This is a genomic window from Deltaproteobacteria bacterium, from assembly GCA_019309045.1.
Lineage (GTDB): Bacteria > Desulfobacterota > Syntrophobacteria > BM002 > BM002 > JAFDGZ01.
This window is the reverse complement of the sequence record JAFDGZ010000088.1, coordinates 1-12,826: the sequence shown is the minus strand read 5'-3', so window position 1 is coordinate 12,826 and position 12,826 is coordinate 1. Positions and strand designations below refer to the sequence as shown.

Genomic DNA, 12,826 nt, shown 5'->3' with positions numbered 1-12,826 from the left:
CCTAGAGGAGGGCAGAACTTTTTCGAGGTTGTGGTCAGCGGCATCGAGGAGTTTATGGTGAGTGTTACCGGAGAGGAAGGCAGATACCTGTTCCCGCTCATCGGCACCCTGGCATTTTTTATCCTGATCAGCAACTATATGGGAATGGTTCCTGGCATGTTTGCTCCCACGTCCAACCTCAATACTACCCTGGCCTGTGCAATTATAGTGGTGTTCTATACTCATGTGATCGGCATAAAATTCCACGGTGCCAAATACATCAAACATTTTCTCGGCCCCATCCTTTTTATCGCGCCGCTAATATTCATAATCGAAATCATCGGCCATCTTGCCCGCGTGCTCAGCCTTTCCATTCGTCTTTTCGGCAATATCTTCGGAGAGGAATTGGTCCTGGCCATTCTCATGTTTCTGGCCGGCCTCTACCTGGCGCCTTTGCCCATCATGTTTCTGGGGCTCTTTACGGGCGGCGTGCAGGCCTTTATCTTCTGCCTGTTATCAATGATGTATTTTGCTGGCGCCATTGAGGAAGCACACTAGAACAGCAGGCTGCTCGGCAGCCGTTGAGTCACTGGCAGTAATGCTTTGCTGAACCAGCACTGCCTGGTTCTGGAAGAAGGCCAAAATAACTTACGAGAAAGGAGGACTTGCTGAATGAAGAGAAAGGTGTTGTTGTTGACGGCGGTAATGATCCTGGGTTTTGCCACTCTTGCTTTTGCTGGAACTGAGGTGGAGAACGTGGTTGGCTTGAAGTTCTTCCTCTACTCAGCGGTGGCAGCCGGCTTTAGCATTGCCATTTCTTCCTTTGGTTGCGGCCTGGGGCAGGGAATGTCCATCAAGAGTTCGGTGGAGGGCGTGGCCAGGAATCCTGAGGCTTCGGGCAAGATTACCGTCACCATGATGATCGGCTTGGCAATGATTGAGTCTCTCTGTATTTATTGCCTAGTTATCTGTCTCATTCTCATTTACGCCAACCCGGCGTCAAAGCTTATCCAAGGGTTTGTGGGACTGGCTGCCCATTAAGCCAAACTCGGCAGAAAAGAGCCCGAGAAACAGTCAGGGCAGATCCGGCTGTTTCTCGGGTGCTTCCCAGGGACAGGTATTCAGGTCTTGTGGAACCAACTCAGCTTGTTTAAAATATCTTTGTCGACAAGGTCCAGCGAGAGCTGCAGCAGGAACGACAGCGTATGAAATTTGCCAAGATTCCAATGGCCACAATCAATCGTCTTTCCATCTATCTGAGGAACCTTGACGAGCTGATGGCCAACGACATTGATGTGATCTCTTCTGAACGGCTGGCCAAGCAGTGTGGTGTAAATCCAGCCCAGATAAGAAAAGACCTGGCTTACTTCGGTGAGTTCGGCGTGCGCGGTGTTGGCTATCGGGTCGTGGATCTGTTTGCAGAGATAAAAGAGATCCTCGGGCTCAACCGTCAGTGGAACATGGCCCTGTTTGGTGTGGGGAATCTAGGCTCGGCCCTTATCCGTCATGGCAACTTCTTGAAACACGGCTACCGTTTTGTGGCCGCTTTTGACGTGGATCCCAAAAAGGTGGGCAAGAAGCTTCCGGGTGGTCTTGTTGTCGAGCATGTGGATCGCTTTGAGGACATCGTCAAAGAACGCAATGTGGAAATCGGTATAATTGCTGTGCCACCAACCAGTGCCCAGAGCGTCGCCAACCAGCTCATTTTAGCCGGCATCAATGGCATTCTGAACTTCTCGCCCGTCCAGATCCAGGTGCCGGACTGCTGCCGGGTGGAGAACGTGGACTTTTCTATAAAACTGGACAATCTGGCCTATCATATTTCTTCCACATCTGCTTAGTGTTCAACCGTGCATCTCAGCGGTGTATCTGCCAGACAATATCGATGCGGGCAAGAGGTTGCCCCACCACTTCCACAACTGCACTGGCTGTTGAGCTCTGCTATTACTTGAGCACCTCCCTGAGATAACGACCCGTGTAAGATTCTGGCACCCGGGCGATCTCTTCGGGAGGCCCGCAGGCAAGCACCCGGCCTCCAGCTGCTCCTCCCTCCGGACCCAGGTCAATCACATAATCCGCACTCTTGATTACGTCCAACTGATGCTCGATGACAACTACCGTGTTGCCGGCAGCTACCAGTCTATTGAGTACTTCGAGCAATTTCTTGATGTCATCGAAATGGAGACCGGTGGTTGGTTCGTCGAGGAGGTACAGAGTTGTTCCTCTACTGCGTTTTCCCAGTTCACGGCTCAGTTTGATTCTCTGGGCTTCTCCCCCGGAAAGGGTTGTGGCAGCTTGGCCGAGTTTGAGATAGCCCAGCCCCACTTCTTCCATAGTAGTGAGTTTGTGTTTTACCGCAGGAAAACTGGCGAAGAAGACTGCGGCTTCCTCGATTGTCATCTTGAGAATGTCGGCGATATTTTTGCCGCGATAGGTGATCTCGAGGGTATCGCGGTTGAAGCGGCTCCCTTTGCAGGCATCGCAGGTCACATAGACATCAGGGAGAAAGTGCATCTCTATTCTGATGGTGCCGTCTCCAGCACAGGTCTCACAACGGCCCCCTTTCACATTAAAGCTGAATCGGCTGGCCCGATAGCCGCGGGCTCTCGCCTCCGGCACCTGAGCAAGCAGAGTGCGGATAGGAGAAAGGACGCCAGTATAGGTTGCTGGATTTGACCTGGGGCTTCGGCCAATGGCGCTCTGGTCAATATGAACGACCTTATCGAAAGCTTCCAGGCCGGTCAGGCGGCGGTGGGCGCCCACAATTGTCTTGCTGCGATGCAGCTTTTTCAGAGCAGCCCTATAAAGGGTATCGATAATCAGTGTACTCTTCCCAGAGCCGGAAACACCGGTTACACAGGTAAAAAGCCCAATGGGGATGGCGACAGAAATGTTGGCCAGATTATTCTCTGTGGCGCCTTCGAGTCGCAGGTAACCTCGTTGAGCTTTTCTCCTCTGGGTGGGGATCGGTATTTCGAGTTTGCCGCTGAGATACTGGCCCGTAAGTGAAGCCGGCTGACTGAAGATGCCAGCTGGAGTGCCGCTGTAGATTACCCTGCCGCCGTCAGTGCCGGCCCCAGGTCCCATGTCGATTACCTGTTCAGCTGCCATTATGGTCTCGACATCGTGTTCCACCACTATAACTGTATTGCCCAGATCCCGCAGGTGGGCAAGGGTGCGGAGCAGCTTCCTGTTGTCCCGCTGATGCAGGCCTATGCTTGGTTCGTCTAGAATGTAGAGCACACCGGCGAGCCTGGTACCTATCTGGGTTGCCAGCCGGAGGCGCTGTGTCTCTCCACCCGAGAGAGTGTTTGCTGGCCGATCCAGGCTCAGGTAGGAGAGACCCACCCGACAGAGGAATTCGAGTCTCTGCTCCATCTGGTCGAGCAGCCGCTGGGCCACCGGTTGTCGGGCTGGGCTGAAGTGCAGCTGCCTCATCCAGTGCTGCAGAGCCTCCAGGTGGAGACAGGAAACCTGATGGATGTTGAGGCCATCTATTTCAACGGCCAGAGCTGCAGGACGCAACCGAGCGCCGCCACAGGCAGGACAGGCCAGCGGCTGCCAGTGATCAGTCCAGCCGACCATTTTCCGGTTAGCCGGAGAAGCGTGGCCTAAACCTGAACAGAGCGAACAGGCTCCGAGCCCACTGTTGAAACTGAAAAGCTGCGGCGACAGCTCTGGCAGGGTCACATTGCAGCGCAGACAATTTGGTTGTTCACTGAAGGTCCACTCCTGCCCTTCGACGGTTGCCACCTTGACCCTGCCAGCTCCCTTGCTGAGTGCAAGTTCCAGGGAGTCGGTTATCCGTCTCCGCAGCTCCGGCCTGACCGCCAGCCTGTCGACCACCAGGTCGATGTGGTGAGGTTTGCCAGGCTCCAGTTCAACAGGTTCTTCGAGCAACAGCACACGGCCGTCAACCCGGGCTCTGATAAAACCCTCCCGTCGCAGCTGGCTGAAAAAACGCCTGAATCTGCCACGGCTGCCGCTGACCAGAGGAGCCATAAGAAAGATTTTCGTATTTCTAGGCAGCTCTATTATCTTGTCCACCATTTGTTGGACGGTCATGGCCTGCAAAGGGGCACCGCAGTCAGGGCAGTGTGGCTGGCCGAGTCGAGCGTACAGGACCCGAAGATAATCGTAAATCTCAGTGAGGGTGCCCACAGTGGAGCGGGGATTTCTAGTTGCCGGCTTTTGTTCAATGGCAATGGCTGGGCTGAGGCCGTCGATCAGATCAACATCGGGCCTGTCCATCCTTTCGAGGAACTGGCGGGCATAGGCTGACAGGGACTCCACATAGCGCCGCTGTCCCTCGGCGTAGAGAGTGTCGAAGGCGAGAGAAGATTTTCCCGAACCGCTCACGCCGGTGATGACCACCAGCTTTCCCCGCGGGATATCAAGGTCAATATTTTTCAGGTTGTGCTGCCTGGCTCCTCGAATAATGATGGCAGGCGCGCCACCCTGAAATTCAGGGATTGAGGAATTGCTTGCAGTCAATCTTGCTTCTACCTCCATTTGGGTACATGCTATATTGCCTCATTTCGTATTTTGCCTCAAGGGCTTGCTGAGCCAGAAAGGAGGAATATCATGTTAACAACCATATCCTTGCTTCTCGAGGCAGGCACGGCACCAATTGCAGACGTCTTTGATAAGTTGGCAATGACCCCGCCAATTCTCGACACCAATCTCTTTGCTGTACCAGAGTCCGGGATCCGTTTTGCGGGCCCGGCCTACACTGTCAGCGGTGAGTTGCGAAGCTGGGAGAGAGGGGGAGATCGAGACAAATTGGCCGCAATTGACGGCATGTACGAGGGAGTGGTGCCGGTCTGGGCCGGAAACGATATCAGCGGCGTCTGTTGTTTCGGCGATCTGCTGGCGGAGGCCATGAAGGCCAGAGGCTGCGCCGGCGTGGTGGTGGACGGCGGCATCCGCGATTTTGCTCATCTCAGAAATCTGCAGCTGCCCATGATGGTGCGCTACCGTACACCGGCGCAAGCCATAGGCCGCTGGAAGGTTAGCAGTTATCAGATGGCCATAGAAGTTCGGGGTGGTCTGCAGGAGCAGGTGAGGGTGGAGCCGGGTGATGTAGTGGTAGCTGACGATGATGGCGTGATAGTGGTGCCAGCCAGCATTGCCGAAGAGATTGCCCAGCAGGCCCATGAGTGGGCAGGCAAGGACTCACGGGCCAGGGAAGAAATTCGCCGAGGTATGCCTCTTCTTACTGCTCTTGAGACCTTTGGCCATCTGTAAGGAGGGAAACTGGAGTCAGCTAGGGCAGGTGAAATGGGAACGGCGCAATTTGTTCCCTTTTTCTCAAATCATTTGTTGACTTCTTACAATTTATGAGTTATGCGACGCACAGCAAAAGTTCCTGTTTTATCCCTGCGAAAAGGGCTAATGAAATTCAAACTTATCACGGAGGTGGGTTATGAATTCGACAGTTCTCATCGCGGTGGGCGTCTTGCTCTATCTCGTCCTGTATCATACCTACGGCAAATATTTGAAGCGGGATGTGGTGCGCGAGGGAGACGCTGAAGTTCCTTCCAAAAGGCTCTATGACGGGGTAGATTTCGTGCCGGCCAACAGGTATGTCCTCTTTGGACACCACTTTGCCTCGGTTGCCGGTGCAGCGCCCATCGTAGGCCCAGCCATTGCCATTGCCTGGGGTTGGCTGCCTGCCCTTCTCTGGGTCTGGCTTGGCAATATCTTTATCGGCGCAGTACATGATTACCTCTCTCTTATGTCTTCGGTGAGATATGATGGCCATTCCGTGCAGTGGATTGCCGGCAAGGTCATCAAGAAGCGAACCGGCTATGCCTTCGCCTGGTTCATCTTTTTTGTGCTGATCCTGGTAGTTGCTGCCTTCGGCGCGGTCCTCGGCAAGCTGTACGTCAAGCAGCCCGCTGTACCCACAGCTTACCTCTTCAAGATTTTTTCCGCCTTTATTCTGGGTTATCTCCTGTACAAGGTGAAGATGGACTTCCGCCTGGCAACCATCATAGGCATCCTGCTGCTCATTGCCTCGATTATTATCGGTGAAAAACTGCCACTCAGCGCCAGTTACCAGACCTGGATGATTGTCTTTTTCTTCTACATTATTATTGCAGCCTCCATCCCGGTGAACATTCTTCTGCAACCGCGGGACTATCTCAATGCCTGGCTGCTGGTAGGTGGTCTGTTCATAGGCGGCATCTCTCTGCTGGCTTCCTTTACTTCAGTCTCCATGCCAGCGGTGACCGTATACAGTGCGCCTATAATCGCCGGCAAACCTACACCCTTCTGGCCGGTAATTCCGCTGATTATTGCCTGTGGCTCCCTTTCCGGTTTCCATGCCATTGTGGCTTCCGGCACCACTTCAAAGCAGATATCATCAGAAAAGGATGGTCTGTTCATAGGCTATGGCGGCATGCTTACTGAAGGGTTTCTCTCCACCATTGTGGTGGTATCGATCAGTACTTTTGGCATGGCTATTCTGGCTCCTGAAAAGGCGGCAACGTTGAGCGGCAGTGCTGCAGAGTTTGCCAAGAACTATATTGGTGCGGCCAAGAGTGTGGGCGGTCCCATCGGTATTTTCTCCAAATCATATGCCAATGTGTCGCACCAGATCTTTCACCTGCCGGTAGGCTTTCTCACCATACTCGCCTCCATGTGGGTTGCCTCTTTTGCCATGACAACCCTGGATACCACCAACAGACTTGCCCGATACACCTTTGCCGAGATCTTTGAACCCCTCAAGGAAAAGGCGCCCGGATTCTTCTCCTTCATCACCAATCGGTGGATTGCTTCCAGCATTCCGGCAATCATCGGCATCGGCCTGGCCTGGAGTGGAGCCTGGACCGTGCTCTGGCCTGCCTTTGGCGGCGCCAATCAGATGCTGGCTTCCATTGCCCTTCTCACCGGGGCAGCCTGGGTCATACGAGTACAAAAGGTAAAGGGCATGAATGTGCTGATCCCGGCTCTTTTTCTCTGGATTACGGTGACCCTGGCCATGTGCTGGTATCTCTTTGTGGCGGTACCGGTTTTTTACGCCAAGAACCCGGTGCAGGCAGTGATACTCGGCGGCATTACCGTGATCATGCTGCTGCTCAACCTGCTCCTGGTATATGATTACTTCAAGCCGGAACCAGAACTGAAGGCGCAGCTGGAAGCAGAGAGAACTTGAAAGAGATCCTCCTGAAAATCAAGGAAGCACTGTTGCTCTTCATGCGAGGAATGCGGGACAGCAGCACTTCTGTCCTGGAAGCCGAGTTGAAGGAGCTGGAAAATGCCTTTGCTCTAATGATGTTGGGGGCGCTGGCGGGGATCCCGGCGCCCCCATCCTTTCTCGGTGTCATGCTATTGCCGGATCTCGAAAGAGAGATCAGGGTGATGCTCTGCCGCTCCGAGACCCTGGGCGACATTTTTGCTGATTGGTGTGATATCCTGGATTTTGGCTGATGCGGAAGGTCTTTTTCTTTCTGGGCAAGGGGGGTGTGGGCAAGACCACACTTGCCGGCAGTTTTGCCGCCTACCTGGCTGAGACAGCAGGGAGGGTCTTTGCTGCCTCCATAGATCCCGCTCACAATCTGTTTGACTTTCTTGGTATACAGACAGCAGAGTCTAGGGCGAAGGTTTCAGATACTCTTATTGTGGAAGAGTTTGATGTGGAGGGCTATCTGAAAAAGTTTCTCAGAGAGTCCTCTGAGCGCATGAAGGATACTTACAGGTATCTTCAGATGATAAACCTGGAGAACATGTTTGATGTGCTGAAGCATTCCCCGGGAATGGAAGAATACGCAATGCTTGCTGCTTTGCACCATCTTTTCAATACCTGGAGTGAAAGAGTCGACTACATTGTCATTGATACCCCTCCAACTGGACTTATGCTGCGCATATTTGCCCTGCCGAAAACTAGTCTCATGTGGCTGACAAAGCTAAGGGGGCTGCGAAACAAGATCCTGAGTCGGCGTGCCCAGATTGTGCATATCAAGGGGAAAGAGGCTCTCGAGCCGGATCTGCCCTATAGATCTGAAGATGATGCCATAACCAGGCAACTGGCAGAGCAGGAAAATCTGGCCCAGGAGATATGGAGCATTCTCAGTGATCAGCAAAAGTGCAAGAGAATCCTTGTTCTCAACTATGACGAACTTTCTGTGAGAGAGGGAACGAAGATTATCACAGATCTTGATTCACTCGGCATAGAGATTGATCTGGCAGTGTTCAACAAAAAGGGAATTTCCTCCAGTGCTGAGGAAAACTCGACGGAATTCTCTTCTGCAATAAACGGTGTCAAGTCAACAGAGATTCCCTTTTTCAGGGAAAGCACAACGCCCAGGGATAAGATGTTTGAAATCGCCACATCCTTTGCTTCGGAGCTTGTATGATCCCAAGTAAAGAACAGATAGTCTCAGTGCTCGAGAAGGTGAAAGATCCCGAGAGTAGTTTGAGCCTCTTAGAGTTGGGCATTGTCAAGAATGTTGATTATGAGGAAAGCACAGGTAAACTACTGATAAATATCGATTTTCGCAGCAGAAATCCTTCCTGTGTCGGCTGTATCCCTATAGCCTGGCTGATTCAGAAAAAGATTACCGACGAACTTTCCTCGGAATTCTTGAAATACCCGGGGGTAAAGGCCGTTGAGTATATCGATAAGTAACCCTTTGTTTGCCATTATTCTAGGCCTTTCCGTGGCCCTGGCCATATCCTACTTTTATGGCCACAAAAAGAATCTGCGCCTTATAGAAAGGGTCTCCAAGTGCCTGGAAGAGAGCCTCGAGCCCACTGACCAGGAATATACCTGGCTGGGGGGCGTGTTGGGCTTTACCGGCAACTTCCAGGTCAAGGGTTTCGACAAGGTGACGGCCTCAGTGTTCATGCTGCCGCGGCAGAGTCTGCTCTACTTTCCCTTCTCCTATATCACCACCGGATGTGACAGAGTCGAGGTAATGTTTTATCTGAAGCAAAAGGTGACTAACGAGATTCATGTGATCCGCAAGATCATGCCCTCATACAGGATGCCCACCATCTATGAAAAGGAGAGCCTGCACAGCGAGAACGTGCAGCTGCACGGCAAGAGATTTGAGCTCATGTACCGACATCGCACAGGCGATGTGGCCAGGTTTCTTGCTGTTGCAGGAAGACTCGAGCCCCAGGAGTTTATGCACATAGCCCTTACTCCCAGAAAGGGCATATTTTATGTCAGGCTGAAGATCTTGCCAGCTGAGCCAGAAAAGATCTCGCGGGCCGTGGCAGACTGCCTTTACTTCTTGAAAAAATGGAAGCCAGAAAATTACGGTGCCAGATAAGGGAGGATATTTTATAGCGAATACACCAGGTAAACAGGCTACAGGGGCGTAATGCAATGCATCCCCTGCGGGGTTGTGCCAATCGCCATGGAAAGTTTTGGCTGCAATCACCCATGGGTTCAAATCCCCTGTCTGTAAACACATCGATCAATTGTGCGGCGCTTCTGGGTGATCCGTCCGGCAGTGAAATAATTACGCACACATCATTCGGGATGAGGGTTTTCTACACCGGTTCAGATATATTTTCAGGAATCCTGCCAACTGGCATGTAAACCGCGAAAACCCTCAAACGACCACGTGAATATGGCATATCGACCCTTGACTCTCATTGTCCCTTCTGCTTCAGTTGTTTTTATAAGCGGATAAGCAGACCTATTGGGTTACTTGCCCGGCAATCCCATGATTTACGCCCTGGGGTGACCTGCAGTGAACCTGACTCGAGGTAACAACAAGGAGGATAGACATGGCAACAACTGGCGAAGATATGGTCAAAGTTGATGAGTTTATAGATCTGATCGGACCAGATGCCGAGATGCTCGGGCCGGTGCGAGATGGGGGCTTGATTGTCACTGGCACCGAACCGGCATGTTACGGTCCCATGATTACCCCAGAAATTGAAAGTGGTCACACCATAAGCCGTCCAGTGGCTGTGGCGGGTGCAGAAGTGGGCGACGGAGTGGCCCTGAAAATCAAAGAGATCAAGATAACCTCCAGGGCCGCGGCCTCGGGCACTGAAACTCCCCGGGAAGGAAGTTTTGTGGGAGACCCGTTTGTTGCCAAGAAATGCCCGGGATGCGGCAAGGTAAATCCTCACACTGTGGTGAAGGGCATTGGCAAAGATGCGATCCATTGTCTGGACTGTGATACCCCGGTGTCAGCATTTGAGGTCACTAACGGCTTTACCATGATTTTCGATGATGATCACACTGTGGGCCTCACTGTACCTGGAAAGCTGGCAGAGGAAATAGCCAGGAACGCAGAGGCCTATTCAGGAGCCCCTGCTGGAGCAACGTGCCACTCGGTGCTGGTCTTTGCCCTGGCAGATATGCCTGCCGGCATTGTTACCAGAGTGCGGCCCATGATAGGAAACTTCGGGACACTGCCTGCTGTTACCATGCCTTCATCCCATAATGCCGGTGACTTTGGGGTTTTTCTAATTGGCGCACCCCATAAGCATGCCATTTCGGAGAGAGATTTGTTGAAGAGGACCGATGCCCACATGGATATTGACAGCGTACGTCAGGGGGCCATCGTGATCGCTCCGGTAAAAGTGGAGGGAGCCGGCATAGTCGTGGGCGACGTTCATGCAATGCAAGGAGACGGCGAGATTGCCGGCCATACCACTGACGTGTCCGCAGAAGTTACTGTGGAGGTGGAGGTGGTGAAAGGGTTGGCAAACGATGGGCCCATCATATTGCCCTTGCTGGAGGACCTGCCGCCGCTGGCGAGATTCTTCTCTACAGCAGAGCTGGAAAGAGCGCGCTCACTCGGGCGATCGAACGGCTTTGAAATTCAAGCTGAAGTGGCGCCCATCCAGGTGGTTGGCTCAGGGGCCAATCTAAACGAGGCCACTATGAACGGTCTCGAGCGGCTGGCTGCTATTGTGCAGATGGATATAGAGGAGGTAAAAAACCGCGTGACCATCACCGGTGGCATCGAAATCGGCCGACTGCCTGGGATCGTGCACATCTCCATGCTCACACCAATGAGCCGCCTGGAAGAGATCGGCATTGCCCATCTGGCAAGAAATCAGTATGGTTTGTGATCTGTCTTGGGAGGCGTACAACTGAAGTACGCCTCACAGTCAGCATCCTCGGGCTTTCCCGTAGGCCTGATTATCTTCGCCTTCTCTCTAGGCCCATGGAGGTGCAGGTCAAAATCTTTCTGCAATCTTGCGAGCCTGCTCCTTGGCTGCCGTCTTCGGCAGAAGCTAGAGTGGGCTCGATTACAATGCTCTGAATGTCCTGAAGGCCGATAAAACCTAAGACAAGTTCGAGATAGCGCTTCTGCAGGTCGAAGCTTTCCGCCTCGCTGCCTTCCTGGTAGCTCCCACCCCTGGCGTAGATTGCTGCTGCCGGTTTGCCGACTACCAGCCCATGGTATCCTTCTTGTGGGCTGAAGTTGAAGGTATAGGTGGGCTGTACCAGCACGTCGAAGTAGTGCTTGAGCTTGTACGGAATACCAAAATTCCACATGGGCAAAGAGAACAGGTACTTGTCGGCGCCTGTAAAGCGTGAGATCACCTGCTCTACTTCGGCCCAGGCCCGGCGCTGGCTGTCGGCAACCTGCTCGCCATGGAGAATAAGATATTTAGCCTCGACTACATCTCCATCAAATTCCGGTAGAGTCGTGTTCCACAGGTCGAGGGTGTCCACAATATCTGCAGAATGGGTGCGCTGATATTCATCGATAAAGCTCCTGGCCACCTCAATGGAGCTGGAGCGCTCCTTGCGAGGAGACGCCTCTATATAAAGCAATATGCCCATGTTCAGCCTCCTGGGTAAATCCTACCCAACATACAAGACAACATAGTTATTCTATCACTCTCCAGATAGTTATAACTGTAATCATCAATAACCTGAATACAAGCCAAATGGGGAGCGGGGATGACTTTATGCGTTTCTATTTTATCTACAGTCAAGCCTCTGTCAGGAAGACGCCTACCTGATAAAATTGGTGCGGTATATCCTTTTGAATCCGCTTCGCTCTGGAATTGTTTCAGATCTGAGAAATTGAACAGATATCCATACTGCGGTCATTCTACAATAATTCATCCCCGTACCTCTATTTTCACTGGTTGAAAGTGAGGGGTAAGTATATTAGACTGCAGAACCGGCTTCTACCTGCGAAGGCACTGTTCCAGTGGACGCCGTACCTGGAAGGCTACCATCACTGTCCCCGGTGCGCGATCTCAGGAGTTCATCTTTGACGTCATCTACTGAGACGCTCTATTTTGTTCTTCTCTCTACAGGCTTTGCTGTCGGCTTGGGACACTGCATCGGCATGTGCGGTCCGATTGCAGTCTCGTTGTCGCTGACTCTTCGAGGTCGCAACGTGCTTCCTGCTCATCTGCTCTACAGTGCCGGACGAGTTACCACTTACACTCTGCTTGGGGGGCTGATGGGCGTTACAGGATCGTTCACTGCAGTGACCAGCAGGATTGCAGGAATGCAGAAGGGGGTAATGATCTTTGCCGGGGTGGTGATCGTTGTCATGGGGCTCGCCATGGCGGGATGGCTGCCTGGCGGGAGAATATTTGCCGACTATGACGGCGGCTCTGAAGTGTTTTCATCCGTGCTGCGAAAATCTCTGGCCAGCCGCTCCCTGTTCGCATGTTTGCCCTTGGGCCTGGTGCTGGGCTTATTGCCATGCGGCCCGGTGTATACTGCTCTGATTACGGCAGCTCGGGCCGGCATGGAGGCGCACACCACCATTGGCGGCGCTGTGGTTGGGGGCGGGTTGATGTTTGCTTTCGGCCTGGGTACAGTGCCGGCACTTCTTCTTGTTGGCAAACTCGCGGACCTTGGTTGGCTGAGAAAGAGAAGAATGATCTACAGCTTTTCCTC

General features: G+C 52.8%; 13 protein-coding genes. 11 read left to right on the top strand and 2 right to left on the bottom strand.

What is annotated here, in order from left to right:
• The 3 genes from atpB to JRI89_14655 all read left to right on the top strand — a co-directional run.
• On the top strand, nt 1–537 hold a 537-nt coding region (gene atpB / locus JRI89_14665), incomplete at its 5' end, for a F0F1 ATP synthase subunit A (GenBank protein MBW2072481.1).
• 207 nt (nt 538–744) lie between these two features.
• Nucleotides 745–1,020, top strand: a complete 276-nt coding sequence (atpE, locus tag JRI89_14660; protein MBW2072480.1) for an ATP synthase F0 subunit C — start codon at nt 745–747, stop codon at nt 1,018–1,020.
• 164 nt (nt 1,021–1,184) lie between these two features.
• The gene (locus JRI89_14655; protein ID MBW2072479.1) at nt 1,185–1,820 is read left to right on the top strand and encodes a redox-sensing transcriptional repressor Rex; all 636 of its coding nucleotides are present in this window, start codon (nt 1,185–1,187) and stop codon (nt 1,818–1,820) included.
• 103 nt (nt 1,821–1,923) lie between these two features.
• Here JRI89_14655 and uvrA read toward each other — a convergent pair whose 3' ends face one another.
• Nucleotides 1,924–4,491 carry an excinuclease ABC subunit UvrA gene (uvrA, locus tag JRI89_14650; protein ID MBW2072478.1) on the bottom strand — a complete coding sequence of 856 codons (2,568 nt, stop codon included), beginning with the start codon at nt 4,489–4,491 and terminating at the stop codon, nt 1,924–1,926.
• Between the two features lie 72 nt (nt 4,492–4,563).
• Here uvrA and JRI89_14645 point away from each other — a divergent pair, with 72 nt between their 5' ends.
• From JRI89_14645 to JRI89_14615, 7 genes are all read left to right on the top strand, one after another.
• Entirely contained in the window at nt 4,564–5,226 is a 663-nt protein-coding gene (locus JRI89_14645; GenBank protein MBW2072477.1) for an RraA family protein, read from the top strand.
• Nucleotides 5,227–5,404: 178 nt separating this feature from the next.
• Nucleotides 5,405–7,138 carry a carbon starvation protein A gene (locus JRI89_14640; protein MBW2072476.1) on the top strand — a complete coding sequence of 578 codons (1,734 nt, stop codon included), beginning with the start codon at nt 5,405–5,407 and terminating at the stop codon, nt 7,136–7,138.
• A gap of 41 nt (nt 7,139–7,179) precedes the next feature.
• Nucleotides 7,180–7,413, top strand: a complete 234-nt coding sequence (locus JRI89_14635; protein ID MBW2072475.1) for a hypothetical protein — start codon at nt 7,180–7,182, stop codon at nt 7,411–7,413.
• On the top strand, nt 7,413–8,339 hold the full coding sequence (locus JRI89_14630; GenBank protein MBW2072474.1) for an ArsA family ATPase: 927 nt from the start codon (nt 7,413–7,415) through the stop codon (nt 8,337–8,339). Before JRI89_14635 ends, JRI89_14630 begins: the two co-directional genes overlap by 1 nt.
• Nucleotides 8,336–8,611 (top strand): DUF59 domain-containing protein, encoded by a 276-nt coding sequence (locus tag JRI89_14625; GenBank protein ID MBW2072473.1) that lies wholly within the window; start codon nt 8,336–8,338, stop codon nt 8,609–8,611. Before JRI89_14630 ends, JRI89_14625 begins: the two co-directional genes overlap by 4 nt.
• On the top strand, nt 8,592–9,260 hold the full coding sequence (locus tag JRI89_14620; protein MBW2072472.1) for a hypothetical protein: 669 nt from the start codon (nt 8,592–8,594) through the stop codon (nt 9,258–9,260). Before JRI89_14625 ends, JRI89_14620 begins: the two co-directional genes overlap by 20 nt.
• 484 nt (nt 9,261–9,744) lie before the next feature.
• Nucleotides 9,745–11,025, top strand: coding sequence for an acetamidase/formamidase family protein (locus JRI89_14615; protein ID MBW2072471.1), 1,281 nt, complete (start codon nt 9,745–9,747; stop codon nt 11,023–11,025).
• 70 nt (nt 11,026–11,095) lie between these two features.
• Here JRI89_14615 and JRI89_14610 read toward each other — a convergent pair whose 3' ends face one another.
• On the bottom strand, nt 11,096–11,746 hold the full coding sequence (locus JRI89_14610) for an NAD(P)H-dependent oxidoreductase (protein MBW2072470.1): 651 nt from the start codon (nt 11,744–11,746) through the stop codon (nt 11,096–11,098).
• 439 nt (nt 11,747–12,185) lie between these two features.
• Between JRI89_14610 and JRI89_14605 the strand changes: the two genes are divergently transcribed.
• A partial coding sequence (locus JRI89_14605) for a sulfite exporter TauE/SafE family protein (GenBank protein ID MBW2072469.1) occupies nt 12,186–12,826 on the top strand: 641 nt, incomplete at its 3' end.